Annotated in this window: 17 protein-coding genes; 16 read left to right on the forward strand and 1 reads right to left on the reverse strand. The window is 66.2% G+C overall.

What is annotated here, in order from left to right:
- Positions 1-5 precede the first annotated feature (5 nt).
- The 11 genes from AC27GT_RS07900 to AC27GT_RS07950 all read left to right on the forward strand — a co-directional run bounded on the left by AC27GT_RS07900 (position 6) and on the right by AC27GT_RS07950 (position 11,414).
- Positions 6-1,280 carry a Glu/Leu/Phe/Val family dehydrogenase gene (locus AC27GT_RS07900; RefSeq protein WP_487223895.1) on the forward strand — a complete coding sequence of 425 codons (1,275 nt, stop codon included), beginning with the start codon at positions 6-8 and terminating at the stop codon, positions 1,278-1,280.
- Between the two features lie 19 nt (positions 1,281-1,299).
- Positions 1,300-1,821: a GNAT family N-acetyltransferase gene (locus AC27GT_RS07905; RefSeq protein ID WP_015718071.1), complete on the forward strand. Its 522-nt coding sequence runs from the start codon at positions 1,300-1,302 to the stop codon at positions 1,819-1,821.
- Between the two features lies 1 nt (position 1,822).
- Positions 1,823-2,713 (forward strand): 2-hydroxyacid dehydrogenase, encoded by an 891-nt coding sequence (locus AC27GT_RS07910; protein WP_487223896.1) that lies wholly within the window; start codon positions 1,823-1,825, stop codon positions 2,711-2,713.
- A complete protein-coding gene (locus tag AC27GT_RS07915) occupies positions 2,713-2,934 on the forward strand; it encodes a hypothetical protein (protein ID WP_015718069.1) in 222 nt (73 codons plus the stop codon). Before AC27GT_RS07910 ends, AC27GT_RS07915 begins: the two co-directional genes overlap by 1 nt.
- Positions 2,935-2,996: 62 nt before the next feature.
- Positions 2,997-4,019 carry a 1,9-bis(guanidino)-5-aza-nonane synthase gene (locus AC27GT_RS07920; protein WP_487223897.1) on the forward strand — a complete coding sequence of 341 codons (1,023 nt, stop codon included), beginning with the start codon at positions 2,997-2,999 and terminating at the stop codon, positions 4,017-4,019.
- An 89-nt stretch (positions 4,020-4,108) separates the two neighbouring features.
- Positions 4,109-6,892, forward strand: coding sequence for a tetratricopeptide repeat protein (locus tag AC27GT_RS07925; RefSeq protein WP_487223898.1), 2,784 nt, complete (start codon positions 4,109-4,111; stop codon positions 6,890-6,892).
- Between the two features lie 5 nt (positions 6,893-6,897).
- The gene (locus AC27GT_RS07930) at positions 6,898-7,722 is read left to right on the forward strand and encodes a menaquinone biosynthesis family protein (protein ID WP_487223899.1); all 825 of its coding nucleotides are present in this window, start codon (positions 6,898-6,900) and stop codon (positions 7,720-7,722) included.
- Between the two features lie 9 nt (positions 7,723-7,731).
- Positions 7,732-8,358 (forward strand): Crp/Fnr family transcriptional regulator, encoded by a 627-nt coding sequence (locus AC27GT_RS07935; protein WP_015718065.1) that lies wholly within the window; start codon positions 7,732-7,734, stop codon positions 8,356-8,358.
- Between the two features lie 10 nt (positions 8,359-8,368).
- Positions 8,369-9,823, forward strand: a complete 1,455-nt coding sequence (gene bshC / locus AC27GT_RS07940; RefSeq protein ID WP_038030034.1) for a bacillithiol biosynthesis cysteine-adding enzyme BshC — start codon at positions 8,369-8,371, stop codon at positions 9,821-9,823.
- Between the two features lie 21 nt (positions 9,824-9,844).
- A complete protein-coding gene (locus tag AC27GT_RS07945) occupies positions 9,845-10,942 on the forward strand; it encodes a SpoIID/LytB domain-containing protein (RefSeq protein ID WP_015718063.1) in 1,098 nt (365 codons plus the stop codon).
- 25 nt (positions 10,943-10,967) lie between these two features.
- Positions 10,968-11,414: a methylated-DNA--[protein]-cysteine S-methyltransferase gene (locus tag AC27GT_RS07950; protein WP_041438722.1), complete on the forward strand. Its 447-nt coding sequence runs from the start codon at positions 10,968-10,970 to the stop codon at positions 11,412-11,414.
- Here the strand turns inward: AC27GT_RS07950 and AC27GT_RS07955 are convergent.
- Positions 11,411-12,838 (reverse strand): glycoside hydrolase family 13 protein, encoded by a 1,428-nt coding sequence (locus AC27GT_RS07955; RefSeq protein ID WP_054392219.1) that lies wholly within the window; start codon positions 12,836-12,838, stop codon positions 11,411-11,413. The two genes, AC27GT_RS07950 and AC27GT_RS07955, sit on opposite strands and share 4 nt — an antisense overlap.
- Positions 12,839-12,930: 92 nt before the next feature.
- Here AC27GT_RS07955 and gmk point away from each other — a divergent pair, with 92 nt between their 5' ends.
- The 5 genes from gmk to AC27GT_RS07980 form a co-directional block, all read left to right on the forward strand.
- The gene (gmk, locus tag AC27GT_RS07960; protein ID WP_015718060.1) at positions 12,931-13,593 is read left to right on the forward strand and encodes a guanylate kinase; all 663 of its coding nucleotides are present in this window, start codon (positions 12,931-12,933) and stop codon (positions 13,591-13,593) included.
- Positions 13,574-13,873 carry a DNA-directed RNA polymerase subunit omega gene (gene rpoZ / locus AC27GT_RS07965; RefSeq protein WP_015718059.1) on the forward strand — a complete coding sequence of 100 codons (300 nt, stop codon included), beginning with the start codon at positions 13,574-13,576 and terminating at the stop codon, positions 13,871-13,873. Before gmk ends, rpoZ begins: the two co-directional genes overlap by 20 nt.
- The gene (gene coaBC / locus AC27GT_RS07970; RefSeq protein ID WP_487223900.1) at positions 13,874-15,064 is read left to right on the forward strand and encodes a bifunctional phosphopantothenoylcysteine decarboxylase/phosphopantothenate--cysteine ligase CoaBC; all 1,191 of its coding nucleotides are present in this window, start codon (positions 13,874-13,876) and stop codon (positions 15,062-15,064) included.
- Positions 15,065-15,074: 10 nt separating this feature from the next.
- Positions 15,075-15,551: an arginine repressor gene (gene argR, locus AC27GT_RS07975; RefSeq protein WP_015718057.1), complete on the forward strand. Its 477-nt coding sequence runs from the start codon at positions 15,075-15,077 to the stop codon at positions 15,549-15,551.
- Between the two features lie 6 nt (positions 15,552-15,557).
- A partial coding sequence (locus tag AC27GT_RS07980; protein ID WP_487223901.1) for a MarC family protein occupies positions 15,558-16,078 on the forward strand: 521 nt, incomplete at its 3' end.

A 16,078-nucleotide genomic window follows, 5' to 3' on the forward strand; every position in this document is an offset into this window, starting at 1 on the left:
TGTCTATGAAGAGCGAACCCCTTTCCTACCTGGGCAAGGACGGCGGTCCTTGGGAGATCTTCGTGGAGCAGGTGGACCGGGTGGTCCCCTACCTGGGGCGGTATGCCCCTTTGGCGGAGAGCCTTAAGAGGCCCAAGCGGATCCTGATCGTGGATGTGCCCATCCATCTGGACGACGGCACCGTGGCCTACTTTGAGGGTTACCGGGTCCACCACAACACCGCCCGGGGGCCGGCCAAGGGGGGAGTGCGCTACCACCCCGAGGTGACCCTTTCCGAGGTGATGGCCTTGGCCGCCTGGATGACCATTAAGAATGCCGCCGTGGGCCTGCCCTATGGGGGCGGCAAGGGGGGCATCCGGGTGGACCCCAAGAAGCTTTCCCCGGGGGAGCTGGAGCGCCTGACCCGCCGCTACACCTCGGAGATCGGGATCCTTTTGGGCCCGGATCGGGACATCCCTGCTCCCGATGTGAACACCGGGGAGCGGGAGATGGCCTGGATGATGGACACCTTTTCCATGAACGTGGGCCGCACGGTGCCGGGGGTGGTGACGGGGAAGCCCATCGCCCTGGGGGGTTCCTTGGGAAGGCGGGACGCCACGGGCCGGGGGGTGTTCGTCACCGCCAGGGCGGCGGCGGAGAAGATAGGCCTTCCCATAGAGGGAAGCCGGGTCATCCTCCAGGGCTTCGGCAACGTGGGGAACGCCGCTGCCCGCATCTTCCACGACCACGGGGCCCGGATCATCGCCATCCAGGACCACACGGGCACCATCTACAACGAGGCGGGGATAGATCCCTACGACCTTCTCAAGCACGTGGTGGAGTTCGGGGGGGTGCGGGGTTACCCCAAGGCCGAGCCCCTGCCCAACCCGGAGTTCTGGGCCGTGCCCGCAGAGTTTCTCATCCCTGCGGCTTTGGAAAAGCAGATCACCGAGCAAAACGCCTGGCGGATCCAGGCCAAGATCATCGCCGAGGGGGCCAACGGCCCCACCACCCCGGCCGCCGATGACATTCTCCTGGAGAAGGGGGTCCTGGTGGTGCCCGATGTCATCGCCAACGCCGGGGGCGTCACGGTGAGCTACTTTGAGTGGGTGCAGGACTTCAACTCCTACTTCTGGACGGAGGAAGAAATCAACGCTCGTTTGGAGCGGGTCCTTAGGAATGCCTTTGAGGCGGTGTGGCAGGTGAGCCAGGAGAAGAAGATTCCCTTGCGCACGGCGGCCTATGTGGTGGCCGCCACCCGGGTCCTCGAGGCCAGGGCCCTCAGGGGGCTTTACCCCTAGCCTCCGTTAGGCTATTCGTGTGGACTGGCCCCGCTATGGCCGCGTTACCCTGAAGCCCTTTAGCGCGGGGCTCACTGAGGAGGAGTGGAAGGGGCTTTATGAGACCTTCCGCGACCCCGAGGTGGCGGAGTGGAACGGCTCGAGCCCCTTGCGCTCGCCTTTCTGGCTTTTCAAGCGCTTCGTCCTGGCAGAGATGCGCCGAAAGGACCGCCTGGCCTTCGTCATCCTGGACGAGAGGGGAGAGTATCTGGGCACCCTCGAGCTTTACGACCTCACCCCGGAGGAGGCCACCTTGGGCATCCTCATCGGGCGGAAGGACCGCTGGGGCCAGGGCTACGGCACGGAGGCGGTGCGGGCGGCCTTGGCCTACGCCTTCGGTCCCTTGGGGCTTACGCGGGTAAAGCTCCGCACCTTTGCCCATAACCTTAGGGCCAGGCGGGCCTTTGAGAAGGCGGGTTTCCGCCAGGTGGGCCTGGGCCCGGGGCCTAAGGGAAGGGAGGATGTGTACATGGAGGTGACCCGTGGTCAGCCGGAAGGCTAGCGTGCGCATCTTGAGCCCAAGGCTTAGGGAAGAGGTCTTCGCCCTTTTACCCGAAGAGGTGGAGGTGCATTACCTGGACGAGCCTTGGCCCAAGGCGGTGGACTTCTTCCTGCCTCCTTTCGGCCAGGAGGCAGTGGTGCGGCGGGTGCTGGAACAAGTAGAGGTCAAGGTGGTCCAGACCCTTTCCGCCGGGGTGGACTGGATCCTGCCCCTTGTGCCCGAGGGGGTGGTGCTTTGCGATGGCTCGGGCATCCACGACGTGCCCGTGGCGGAGTGGGTGATGATGAGCCTTTTGGCCCTTCTTAAGGACCTGCCTGCCTTTTTGCAGGCCCAGGGGGAAGGGCGCTGGGCTCCCAGGGTGCTGGCCGACCTCGAGGGCAAGAAGGTGGTTCTATTGGGCTACGGTTCCATTGGGAAAGCCGTGGAGGAGAGGCTTAGGGCCTTTGGGGTGGAGGTGCTGCCCGTGGCCAGGCACGCCCGTCCCGGGGTCTACACTCCCCAGGACCTCCCGCATCTTCTGCCCCAGGCGGATGCCGTGGTGGTTCTCCTTCCCCTTACCCCCGAAACCCGGGGGCTGGTGGGCCGGGAGTTCCTTTCCTGGATGAAGCCGGGAGCCCTTTTGGTGAATGCTGGCCGGGGGCCAGTGGTGGACACAGAAGCCCTCCTCGAGGCGCTACGGGAGGGGAAGGTTCGGGCGGCCTTGGATGTCACCGACCCTGAGCCCCTGCCTTCCGACCATCCTCTTTGGCAGTCTCCCGGAGTCCTCATCACCCCGCATGTGGCCGGGCTTTCCCAGGGTTTCCACCGCCGGGCGGCCCGGTTTTTGGCGGAGCAGGTGGGGCGGTACCTCCGGGGTGAGCCCCTTAGGAACGTGGTTTTGGAGGGATACTGATGAAGGTGGTCCTTCACGGGGACCTTAGGCGGTTTGGAGAAGTCCTCGAGGTGGAGGCCAAGACGCCCAAGGAAGCCCTGGAGAAGCTGGGCATTCCCCTGGAGGAGGCCTGGCTTCTGGCGGTGGGTGGAAGGATGGTGGAGCCCCACGAGGAAGTGGAGGGCCCCCTCGAGGTCTACCCCCCCATCGCCGGGGGTGGTATACTGGAAGTCCTGCCCTAAAGGCAGGGGGCGCGAACAAGGGGGGAGCCGCCCGACGCCCACCCCGCGTAGAAAGGAGAAGGATGGAGAAGAAAGAACTCCTCTCTACGCCCGTGGTTCCCATAGACATCAAGGCCTTTGACGCTGGGCCCATCCTCGAGGCCATGGGCAAGACTGCCTTCCAGGCCCGGAACCTTTACCGGGCGGCGGAGATCTACCTCAAGATGCTGGAGGACGACGCCGCCGTCATCCTCACCCTGGCGGGGAGCCTGGTTTCCGCGGGCCAGGGCCTCATCATCCACGACCTCATCCGGAAGGGCCTGGTGGACGCCATCGTGGCCACCGGGGCCAACATTGTGGACCAGGACTTCTTTGAAGCCTTGGGCCACCGCCACTACCAGGGGGACCCCAAGGCTGACGACGAAACCCTTAGGCGGCTTTGGATCGACCGCATCTACGACACCTACATCGACGAGGAGGAGCTCCGCCACACGGACTACACCATCGCCGAGATCGCCGATTCCCTGGAGCCTAGGCCCTACTCCAGCCGGGAGTTCATCTGGCACATGGGCCACTACCTGGCGGAAAGGGGTCTGGGGGAGAAGAGCATCGTCCGGGCTGCTTACGAGGAGGGGGTGCCCATCTTCGTGCCGGCCTTCTCCGACTCCTCCGCGGGCTTCGGCCTGGTCTACCACCAGGTGAAAAACCCCAAGGCCCACGTGACCATTGACTCCGTGGCCGACTTCCGCGAGCTTACCGAGATCAAGCTCAAAGCCGGCACCACGGGCCTGGTGATGCTGGGGGGTGGGGTGCCCAAGAACTTCGCCCAGGACATCGTGGTGGCCGCGGAGGTCTTGGGCCACCAGGTGGAGATGCACAAGTACGCCATCCAGATCACCGTGGCCGACGAGCGGGATGGGGGGCTTTCCGGCTCCACCCTTTCCGAGGCCCAAAGCTGGGGCAAGGTGGACGCCGCCCTTTCCCAGATGGTCTTTGCCGAGGCCACCCTGGCCTTCCCCCTCCTGGCCTCCTACGTTTACCACCGGGCTCCCATGCGGGCCAAGCGGCGCTACGCCGACCTCTTCGCTGAGGAGGTTCCCGCCTAGCGGGCTGGGGTTCCCCCCGCTTGGGGTTATGCCCGGGCGGGGGATTTCTGCTGGACCAACCCCCCCTCCCTTTGGTAGACTTCCGGCAAATGCCCGATGAGCTAAGGCTATACCTGAAGGAGCGGTTTGGCGTCTTGGGGCCGGTTTCCCCAGGGCGCTTTGAGGCCGAGTTGGCCAAGCGGGTGGGAAGTCCCGCCAAGCGGGAGCCTGTTCTCAAAGCCTGGCGGGCCTACCTTTCGGGGGGCGGCAGGGAGGCGGTGCGAAGTTTCTACCAGGAGATCCTCAAGGTGCCCAAGGGGGAGGCCTTGGTCTACGGCATGCACCTCCCCTTTTTGGAGTTCTACGCCCGGGAGGTGCCTTCCCGCTTGGAGGGGCGGGTTTTGGAGGTGGGGGCCTTCACCGGGGCCTTGGTGGGCTATTTGCAAAGGAAGCGGCCCGAGCTTTCCTTCCACGCCCTGGACGGGGTGGAGGAGGCCGTGGAGCTTGGGAAAAAGCGAGTGCCCGAGGTTGTCTGGCATGCGGCCTGGGCGGAGGAGGCGGAGCTTCCTCCCTTTGACACCCTGCTTCTCCTTTCCGTGTTCCCCGAGGGCTTTGTGGACCAGGAGCTGGAAAGCCGCCTCGAGGCTCCTTCCTTCTGGAAGCGCTTCGGCTTCTTTGATCGCCTTCCCCTTTTGGCCCGGCTTTTGAAGCCCGGTGGGCTTTTGATCTACGGCCACGGACCCTTCCTGGGCAAAAGCCCGGAAGGTGTGGAGGAAGGCCTGAAGCACCTGGGGTTTGACCAGGTGGAGCGGGTGGGGGAAGGGGAGTACTTTCTGGTGCTGGCGAGAAGGCCCGAGGCACTGGAGGTTAAAGAGGAGGCCTGGTCCCTGGCGGTGGACGAGGAAGCTTCCCTGGAGCTTGAGGAGGCGCCCCTGCAGGTTCCCGTTCTGGTTGAGGGGGATCTTTCCGAGGTGCGGGAGCTTCTGGCCGCGGGGCGGTATGCGGAGGTGCTGGCCCATCTGCCCGAGGGAGTGGAAGGGGAGGCGGCCTGCCTGAGGGGGCGGGCCCTTTTCGCCCTTTCCCGCTATGCCGAGGCGGAGGAGGTCTTAAGGCGGGCCCTTTCCGAGGAGGCGGAGGACCTGAGGGCCATGGTGCTGGTGGAGCTCGGGGAGTACGAGCGGGCCAGGCCCCGCCTCGAGGCCCTGGCCGGGAGGGGAGGAAGGTACCGGATCTACCTGGGCCGGGTCTACCTGAGCCTGGGGCGGTATGCGGACGCCCTCAGGCAGTTTGTGGAATCGGGCCTGCCCGAGGCGGAAGGGTACGTGCGGGAGGCCCTGGAGCGGATCACCGAGCGCATGCGCCGCTTCGCCCGGGAAGGGGAGTGGGCGGAGGTAAGCCGCCGGGCGGAGTTTGTGGAGGACCTTTCCCCAACCCTCCTGACCCGGGAGATGCTCCGGCTTGGCTTAAAGGCCGCCCTGATCCAGGGGCTTTTTGCCCGGGCGGAGCGGTATGCCAGGAGGCTTGCGGATCTGGACGAGGCCGAGGGCTTCTTGGGGCTTGCCCTGGTGGCCCTGAGGGTGCGCTCCCCTCTGGAGGTGCGGCCTCTAGAGGACTTAAAGCCGGTGGAGCCCTACCTCACCGAGGCTCTGGCCCGGGCGGAGATCCCCGAGGCCTTGCTGCTTCTTGGGATGCTCCGGGAACGGGAGGGGCGCCACCTGGAGGCCCTGCGCCTTTTGGAGCGGGCGGCGGAGCGGGGGGAAGGGGAGGTGGCGGGTCTAGCCTACCACCACCTGGCCCAGGTGAAGAGGGCCCTCAGGCGGCCCCTTAAGGAGATCCTGGGGGACCACAAGCGGGCCCACGCCTTGAGGGCCTACCCTGCCCCCTACCTGTTCCAGCTGGCCCAGGAGGCCCTGAAGGGGGGAGAGGAGGTCTTGGCCCGGGAGCTTCTCTCCCGGGCCCGGGATGCCGGGCTTTCCGAGGTGGCCGAGGAGGACCTCATGGGGCTCCTTGCCCTTCTGGAGAGGCTGGAGGGTCCTTGGGCTGCCTTCAGCCTTCTCTACCAGGCCCTGGGCCGCACGCCCAAGCCCCCCCTGGAGCTTCTGGCCCTGGCCTACCGGCTTTCCCGTGGTTTCCGGGAAAGCCCCGAGGCCTCGGAGGTGCGGGGGCAGTACCTGGCAGCCCTGTATGCCGAGGGGCGGGGGGAGGAGGTGGAAAGGCTCTTGCTGGAGGAACTGAAGGCTGACCCCCAGGCCCTGGAGGTGCTCTTTGACCTGGCGGAGCACTACGAGGCCCAGGGCAACTGGCGGAAGGCGGCGGAGCACTGGCAGAAGGCCTTGGAGGTAGCCCTCTACCGGGAAAAGGACCTGGACCTTTCCCGGGAAGTCTTAAGAAACCTCCTCTTCCTGAGGCCCCACGACGAGAGCCTTACCCTTTACCTGGAGGAGCTTAAGGCGGTGAGCCGGGGCCTGGAGGCCTTGGGGGAAAGCCCAAAGGCCCTGCCCGAGACCAAGGAGGAGCTCCTGCAGGAGGGCCTGCCCCAGTTCCACGGGGAGCACCTTCTGGTGGTGGGCGGGCACACCCAGCTCAGGAGCCGGCTGGTTCCCCTCCTCGAGGCCCGGGGCCTCAAGGTGGACTGGTTTGATGCGGACACCGCCGGGGTGGGCAAGGAGGCCCTGAGGCGTATCCAGAACCGCCTGGAGAAGGCCCATGGCCTCATGGTGGTTTCCAGCTATGTGGGCCACGACTTCTCCGAGCCCGTGCGCCTCGAGGCGGAGCGCCTGGGGGTTCCGGTCTACGTGATCCCGGGGCGGGCCCGGGGGGCCACGGGGTTTTTGAGAGCCCTCAAGGCCTTCGCCCCCGAGCTCTTCAAACGGGCCCTCAAGGGGGTACAGTAGGGTTCATGGAGGCGCCGGTTCTGAAGCTGGGCTACTCCCCCTGCCCCAACGACACCTTCATCTTCTACGCCCTCACCCATGGCCTTGTGGAAAGCCCCCTTCCGGTGGAGGCGGTTTTGGAGGACGTGGAAACCCTGAACCGCTGGGCTTTGGAGGGGAGGCTACCCCTGACCAAGCTCTCCTATGCCGCCTATGGGAGGGTGCGGGACCGGTATGTGGCCCTAAGGAGCGGGGGAGCCTTGGGAAGAGGGGTGGGCCCTTTGGTGGTGGCCAAGAAGCCCTTGAGGAGCCTGAAGGGAGCCCGGGTGGCCATCCCCGGGCGGAACACCACGGCTTTTTTGCTCCTTTCCCTGTACGCGGAAGGGTTTGAGCCGGTGGAGGTGCGCTACGACCGCATCATGCCCCTGGTGGCCCAAGGGGAGGTGGAGGCGGGTCTCATCATCCACGAAAGCCGTTTCACCTACCCGGAGTACGGCCTGGTCAAGGTCCTGGACCTGGGGGAGTGGTGGGAGGGGGAAACGGGCCTGCCCCTTCCCTTGGGGGCCATCCTGGCCTGGCGGGACCTGGGGAAGGAGCTCATCCAGGCCCTGGACGAGGCGGTGCGGCGGAGCCTGGAATACGCCTTTGCCCATCCCGAGGAAACCCTTCCCTACTTGAAAGCCCATGCCCAGGAGCTTTCGGAGGAGGTGATCTGGGCCCATGTGCGCACCTATGTGAACGGGTTCAGCCAGGACGTGGGGGAGGAAGGGGAAAAGGCGGTGGAGAGGCTCTTCGCTGAGGCCGAGGCCCGGGGGCTTATCCCTTCCTCCGAAGCCCCCCTCTTTTTGTAAACTCGGGGCATGTTCCAGGAGCTTTCCCTCGAGGCCCGGCGGGAGATGGCCAGGGTGTTCCAGCCCAAGAGGGTCTTGCGGGGTACCCCCCTCTACGCCCTGGGGGACCGGGCGGACGGGGTGTACCTGGTGCGGGAAGGGCTTGTCTGGCTGGAGGGACCCCGCTCGGCGGAAGGGGAGCCCGCCACCTTGGGGGTGGTGGGGCCTGGGGGGCTTTTTGGGGAGGAGGCCCTGGTGGGGGGAGGAAGGCGCACTTCGGGGGCCACCGCCCTGACCTACGCCGAGTTCCTCTTCGCCCCCCAGGAAGCCCTGGCCCCCGTGCGGGCGCGTTTTCCCGAGGTGGAGCGCTTCCTCCTGGAGGCCCTCTACGCCCGGCTGAAGGAGGCGGAGGAGCGGCTTTGGGAACTGCGCCACCTCTCCGTGAGCCAGCGCTTGGCCCGGCTTCTCCTGAGGCTAAGCCAGGCGGGGGAGGTGGCCTTTTCCCACCAGGACCTGGCCCGCATGGTGGGGGCCACCCGGGAGACCGTGACCAAGCTCCTGGGGGAGTGGGCCCTTTCGGGGGTGGTGGACCTGGGCTACCGGAGGGTGGAGGTCCGGGAACCCCAGGCCCTTGCCCGCCTGGCCGAGGCGCTTTAGGCTTTGAAGCATGGAAGCCCAGGTCCTGGCCCAGCTTTTGGGCCTACCCCAGGGGGAAGAGGTCCTCAAAGAGCGCTTGGGCCGGGAAGGACATCCCCAACTCTCTTCGGCGCTTACCGCTTACCTGAAGCGTCTGCAGGCTCCACGGGAGGTCCTGGCGGCCCTCGAGGGCCTGGGGCAGGGGGCGGTGGTCACGGGCCAGCAGGCAGGGCTTCTGGGAGGGCCGGCCCTGACCTTCTACAAGGCCCACACCGCCTTGGGCCTGGCGGAAAAGGTGGGGGCGGCTTCCCTCTTCTGGGTGGCTTCCCAGGACCACGATGTGGAGGAGGTGCGCCACCTTCACCTTCTCCTGGAGGAGGAGGTGCGTACCCTGTCCCTGCCCCTGCCGCCCCTTCCCGCAGGGCGGATTCCTTTTGCCCCTTACCGAGAGGCGGTGAGGGAGTTTCTGGGCCCCTGGTCCCGGGATGCCCGGGTAGCCTACGCCCTGGAGGGGGAAACCCTGTCCGAGTTTTTCGCCCGCACCCTCTTGGCCTTTCTGGGGGAGCGGGGCCTCATTCCCTTTGACCCCATGGCCCCGGAGCTTGCCCCCCTTTTCCAAAAGGCCCTGGAAAGGGAGTTGGAGGACCCCCTGGCCAGCGCCCAGGCCATCAACCAGGAGGCGGAGCGCATCCGCGCTTTGGGGGGCAAGCCTCCTTTGAAGCGCAAGCCAGGAGCCACCAATCTTTTTTTAGAAACAGACCAGAGAAGACTGCTTTTTTACCAGGATGGTGCCTTTACCGACGGGGTGCGCCGCTACGGCAAAAAGGAGCTTCTGGAGATCCTCAGGACCGATCCCAGCCGCCTCACCCCCGCAGCGGGCTTGAGGCCGGTATTCCAGGACCTGGTTCTGCCCACGGCGGGCTTCGTGGTGGGTCCCAACGAGTTCCGGTATGTGGCCGAGCTTTCCGGGGTCTACGCCCTTTACGGCATCCCCATGCCTGCCCTCTTCCTTCGCCTGAGGGCGGTGGTTTTGGAGCCTCCCATCCGCCGCATTGTGGAGAGGTACCGCCTGGATCCCTGGGCGTTTGTGGATGGGGGGGAGGATGCCTTTCTTAAGGCTGTCAAGGAGGTGCTGGAAGGGTTCAGGGGCCTCGAGGCCGAGCTTTTGCGCCTCTTGGAGGAGGTGGAGGCCCTGGGCCAGAAGGCCCATGCCCTGGAGCCCACCTTGGAAAGGCCTTTCCGCCGCTTCCAGGCGAGGCTGAAGGGGGAGGGGGAAAGGCTTTTGAAGAAGCTCCTTCGCGCCCGCATGGGGCGGGATGCGGTCCTTCTGCATCACCTGGAGCGCCTCAAGCGGCACCTTTTGCCTCGAGGCCTGCCCCAGGAACGGGTCTACCCCTTCGCCATGTACGCCTTGCGCCACCCGGAGGCCCTCTTTAAGCTCCAGGAGGCACCCATCTCGGGAAAGGCCACCTTGGTTTTGGGCTAGGTGGTAGGATGGGGGCAGTATATGACGCATGGGTTAAAGGGTGCCCTTCTGGCATGCCTCCTTTTGCTGGTCTGGCTCCTGCCCTCCCGGGGCCAGAAGGAGGACCTCCTCCTCAGGGTGCTCCTTAAGGAGGTGCCGGAGGGCCAGGAGGTATCCCTTCTCCTGCCGGAGGGCCAGGGAACCGTGCGGGCCAGGGGGGAGGCCCAAGGGGTCTGGGTGGAGGGCAGGCTCCAGCCCTTTTGGGAGTTTCCCGGACCCTATTTCCGCCTTGATGGGCGCACCTATAGGGGTGGGGTGCGCCTTCTTGCCCAGGGGGGGAGGCTTTGGGTGGTGAACCAGGTCCTTTTGGAGGACTACCTCCTCGGCGTCCTCCCTGCCGAGATGCCCGAGGGCTTCCCCCAGGAGGCTTTAAAGGCCCAGGCGGTGGTGGCCCGCACCTTCGCCGTGAACCGCTTGAATCCCCGGGCTCCTTACGACCTCTGCGCCAGCGAGATCTGCCAGGTCTACCTGGGCTTGGCCGTGGAAACCCCCAGGCATACTGAGGCGGTGAGGGGTACCCGGGGGAAGGTCCTCAGCTACCAGGGAAGGGCCATTTCCGCTCTCTACCACGCCGACTCCGGGGGTATGACCGCAGGGAGCGAGGAGGTCTTTCAGAAGGCCCTGCCCTATTTGCGGCCGAGGCCGGACCCCTACGCCCGGGGTCCCAAAAGCCAGTGGCAGCTTTCCGTGAGCCCGGAGCGGGCGGCGGCGGCCTTGAGGGCCATGGGCCGTACGCCCCAGGCTGGCTCCCCTGGGGATTCCCCGGTGGTGCTGGAGCGAAGCGCCTCGGGAAGGGTGTGGCGCCTGCGGCTTTTGGGGGTGGAGGTGCAGGGCCCGGAGGCCCAGCGGCTGGTGCGGAACCTGGGCCTGCCTTCGGCCTTGGTGGAGTTTAGGGGCTGGCAGGCGGAGGGCCGGGGAGCAGGGCACGGGGTGGGGCTTTCCCAGTGGGGGGCCAAGGGCATGGCGGAGGCAGGGTACGGGTACCGGGAGATCCTCGGGCATTACTTCCCCGGCACCTTCCTCTCCGACCTTTTGCTGGGTGGGATTTCGGACCCCGAGGAGGCTTGGGCCACAAGATAGCCTCGGCCGACCCCGCTAAGGAGCCATGTTGATTCCCACGCCCATCGGTCCTTTGTGGCTCGAGGTGAGCCCTGGGGGAGTGCGGCGTTTGGAGCCCACCCTCTTCCCCCGGGGCCTCGAGGCCAGGGGCCCCTTGGCGGAAGCTGTGCGGGAGCGGGTGCTGGCCTACTTTGCCGGGGAAAAGCCCGATTTTTTGGACATCCCCCTGGACTACACGGGGTTTTCCCCCAAACGGGTGGCCCTTTACGAGAGGGTGCGCCTTATCCCCTACGGGCGCACGGAAAGTTATGGGAGCCTGGCGCGGGAGCTTGGCCTTTCCCCGAGGGCGGTGGGGGCGGGGATGCGGGCCTCGCCCTTTTTCCTCCTGGTGCCTGCCCACCGGGTGATCCACGCCGACGGGCGGCTTGGGGGGTTTGCCGGGCAGGAAGGGCTTAAGGCCTGGCTCCTGCGCTTTGAAGGAGCCTGGCCCTAGACCTCCACCCAGATGGCCACGGAAAAGGGGGGAAGCTCGGGCCCGCAAAGGCGTCCTCCTGCCGGGGTGCAGGTTTTCCCGGAGAGGAGGTCCACGGCCTGGGCCCCTCGAGGCAGGGCGCCATGCAGGGGAAAATCCTGGCGGAAAGGCTCGGAAAAGGCGTTCACCACCACCAGGTAGGGCCCCCGGGTGAAGGCCAGGTGCCCGTCTGCGGCATAGACCCGCTGGTAGGGGGCGGTGCGGAGCTCGGGGTGTTCCTGGCGCAGGCGGGCCATACGCCGCACGGTTTGGCGGATCTCCTCCTTCCAGCGGGCCGGGTCCCAGACCATGCCCGCCCGGTTTTCCGGGTCATGGCCTCCTTCCATCCCCACCTCTTCCCCGTAGTACACCGTGGGGTTTCCGGGCAGGAGGAAAAGCAGGGAAAGGGCCAGCTTAGCCCGCTCCACGCTTCCCCTAAGGAGGGTGAGGAGGCGGGGGGTGTCGTGGGAGGTGAGGAGGTTCATCTGGGCCCGCACCACCTCCGGGCGGTAGCGGCTGAAGAGGCCTTCCAGGCGGTGGCTGAAGGCCAGGGCCTGCAGGGGTTCGATCCGCCCCAGGCCCGAGCGGGAGGATAGCTCCTGGTCCAGGACCTCTCCCCCCACGAAGCCCAGGATGGCCCGGCTCAAGGGGTAGTTCATGGTGGCGTCGAACATATCCCCCTGGAGCCAGAAGTCGGCTTCCTCCCAGATCTCCCCCACGATGTAGGCCTCAGGGTTGGCTCCCTTGACCCTCCTGCGGAAGGCCCGCCAGAACTCGGGGTCGGGGATCTCGTTGGGCACGTCCAGCCGCCAGCCGTCCGCGCCGAAGCGGATCCAGTGCTCCGCCACCTCCAGGAGGTACTCCCGCACCGCCGGGGTTTCCACCCGGAGCTTGGGAAGCTCAGGATTGCCCCACCAGGCCTCGTAGTTGGGGTGGCGGCTATAGGGGTTTAGGGGAAAACCCTTCACGTAGTACCAGTCCCGGTAGGGGCTTTGTTCTCCGTTTTCCAAAAGGTGCTGGAAGGCAAAAAAGCCCCTACCCGTGTGGTTGAAGACCCCGTCCAGGATGACCCGCATGCCGTGGGCGTGGGCGACTTCCAGGAGGTGCCTTAGGGCCATGTTCCCCCCCAGGAGGGGATCCACCTGGAAATAGTCCGTGGTGTGGTACCGGTGGTTGGCGGTGGAGGCGAAGACGGGGTTCAGGTAAAGGGCTTCCACCCCCAGGTCCTTGAGGTAGGGGATTTTCTCCGCTATGCCCCAGAGGGTTCCCCCCTTGAAGCCCCTGAGGGAGGGGGGTGCTTCCCAGGGTTCCAAAGGACCCGCCGGGGCAGGCTTTCCGAAAGGGCCAGCCCGGAAGTAGCGGTCGGGAAAGATCTGGTAGAAGAAAGCGCCCTCGTACCAGGCCACGGGGCCAAGTGTACCACGCGGGTAGTGTGTTATAGGTCACAAAAATCCTTGCCTCCTCCAGGTGGCTTTGGTATCCTCCCGGGGTGAGGGGTATGGGGGGCCGCCTTTTCGTCATGACCGGGGCCAGCGGGGTGGGGAAGGGCACGGTGCGGGCCAAGGTGCTGGAGCGCACCCGCCTCTTCTACTCCATCTCCATGACCACCCGTCCCCCGCGTCCCGGGGAACGGGATGGGGTGGACTACTACTTTGTGGACAGGGCCACCTTTGAGGCCCTGTTGCGGGAGGATGGGTTCTTGGAGCACGCCGAGTACGTGGGGCACCTGTACGGTACCCCCAAGGCTCCGGTGGAGCGGGCCTTGGCCCGGGGGGAGGATGTCCTCCTGGAGATCGAGGTCCAGGGAGCCCTGCAGGTGCGCAAGAAGGTACCGGAGGCGGTCCTCATCTTCCTCCTGCCCCCTTCCCTTTCCGAGCTGAAGCGACGTCTGGTTTACCGGGGCAAGGACGCCCCGGAGAAGATCGAAAAGCGGCTGAAGCAGGCGGAGTGGGAGATACGAAACGCCCACCTCTTTGACTACGTGATCGTGAACGATGTGCTGGAGGAGGCGGTGGCTGACTTCCTGGCCATCCTTACCGCTGAGAGGCGGCGTACCCCCAGGATGGGCCCCGCCTTGGAGAGGGCCTTGAAGCGGGATAAGGACCTGGAAGCTGAGCTGGACGAGATTCTACGGAGGAGTTATGGCGGAACCCGGGATTGACAAGCTTTTTGGCATGGTGGATTCCAAGTACCGGCTCACCGTGGTGGTGGCCAAGCGGGCGGAGCAGCTTCTCCGCCACCGCTTTAAGAACACGGTTCTGGAGCCGGAGGAGAGGCCCAAGATGCGGACCCTCGAGGGGATCCTGGACGACCCCAACCCCGTCACCTGGGCCATGAAGGAGATGCTCACGGGAAGGCTGGTCTTCGGGGAGAACCTGGTGCCCGAGGACCGCCTGCAGAGGGAGATGGAGCGGCTTTACCCGGTGGAAGAGGAGGAGTAGGTGGCCCGGGTCCTGGTGGCGGTGACGGGGGGGGTGGCGGCCATCAAGGCCCCCCACCTCCTCCGTCTTCTCAGGGGCCAGGGCCACGAGGTACGGGTCCTGGCCACCCCCAGGGCCCTGGAGTTCATCACCCCCCTTTCCCTGGCGGTGGCCGCTGGAGGGGAGGTGGCCACGGAGGAGGCCTGGTTCAGGCCGGATGGCCGGGCCTTACATATAGAACTCGCCCGCTGGGCCGATGTGGTTTTGGTGGCTCCCGCCACCGCCGACGCCATGGCCAAGGCGGCCCTGGGTCTGGCCGACGACCTCCTTTCCGCCACGCTTCTCGCAGGGGCTAAGCGGGTGGCCTGGGCCCCGGCCATGAACGAGGCCATGTGGCTTTCCCCCAGGACCCAGGAGCATGCCCGGACCCTCGAGGGCATGGGCCATGCCCTTTTCGGTCCCGCCCACGGACCTCTGGCGGCGGTGGGGGAGGGGGAGGGATGGGGACGGATGCTGGAGCCCGAGGAGCTTTTGGAGAGGCTTCAGGCCTTCCTCACCCCCAAGGACCTTAAGGGCCTTAAGCTTCTGGTGTCTGCCGGCCCCACCTGGGAGTACCTGGACCCGGTGCGCTACCTTTCCAACCCTTCCTCAGGCCGCATGGGCTATGCCGTGGCCGAGGCTGCCCGGGACCGGGGGGCGGAGGTGGTGCTGGTTTCCGGGCCCACGGCCCTGCCCGCCCCCTGGGGGGTGGAGGTGGTGCGGGTGGAAAGCGCCTTGGAGATGCGCGAGGCCATTCTGGGGCGCTATTCCTGGGCCCAGGCGGTGGTGATGGCGGCGGCGGTGGCCGACTACCGCCCGGCGGAGGTGAGCCGGGAGAAGGAGCCCAAGGTGGCGGCGGAGAAGGTTCTCCGCCTCCTTCCCAACCCCGACATCCTCAAGGAGCTGGGGGAGAACAAGGGACCGAGGGTCCTGGTGGGCTTCGCCATGGAAACCGGGGAGGGTTTGGCGCGGGCCAAGGAGAAGCTTCTCCGCAAGAACCTGGACCTCATCGTCCTCAACTGGGTGAACCGCGAGGGAGTGGGCTTCGGCAGCCTCGAGAACGAGGTGGTCCTCCTCCTCCGGGATGGCCGGGTGCTGGAACTCCCCCGCATGCCCAAGCGGCAGGTGGCCGACCGTATACTGGACTTGGTTAAAGAGTTCTGGAAGGGTTAGAGGGGTGTCTATGCGAAGCAAAGCGGAGCGGCACCGCGCCATTCAGGAGATCGTGAGCCGGGAGGAGATCGGCACGCAGAAGGAGCTGGTGGAGCGCCTGAGGCAGCTGGGGTTTGAGGTGACCCAGGCCACGGTGAGCCGGGACATTGCCGAGCTGAGGCTTGCCCGGGTTTCCCTGGGCAAGGGGCGGCACAAGTACGCCCTGCCCTCCATGGAGCTTCCCGAGGACGTTTACGAGGAACTGAAGCGGCAGTTTGGCCTCTTCGTCAAGGACGTGGACCGGGGGGGGAATATCCTGGTGGTGAAGACGGCGGAGGGCCACGCCTCCGGCATCGCCCTTTTGATGGACCGCCTCAAGCGGGATGAGATCGTGGGCACCCTGGCGGGGGAGGATACCATCCTGGTGGTGGCCCGGACCGAGGAAGGGGCGAGGGCCCTGGAGGAGGAGTTCGGGGAACTCCTGGTGGCGGGGAAGATGCGCCTTTAGGCCTTCGTGCTGGAGCTTTTCCTCAAATCCTTCCTCACCCTCTTCGTGGTCATGGACCCGGTGGGGCTGGTGCCGGTCTTTCTGGCCCTGGCCGGGGACCGTCCTCAAAGGAAACAGGCCCAGATCGCCAGGAAGGCGGTGCTGGTGGCGGGGGGGCTTTTGGTCTCCTTTTTTTTCTTCGGGCGGGGGCTTTTGGGCTACCTGGGGATCAGCCTCGAGGCCCTGCGCATCGCCGGGGGCATCCTCCTCTTCCGCATCGCCACCGAGATGGTTTTCGCCCACCACGAGCGGGAAACGGAGGAGGAAAAGGATGAGGCCCGCCTCCGGGCGGATATCTCCGTCTTTCCCCTGGCCATTCCCTTGATCGCCGGCCCCGGGGCCTTGGCCAGCGTCCTTATCCTGGCCGCAGAGGCCCGGAAGGAACCCCTGGGCTTTGTGGTGGTCCTTTTCACGGTCTTTTTGGTCCTGGCCCTGGCCTATCTGTTCCTCCGGCTTGCGGCCCAGGTGCGCCGGGCCCTGGGCCGCAC

This window comes from Thermus sp. KWY1 (assembly GCF_057547025.1).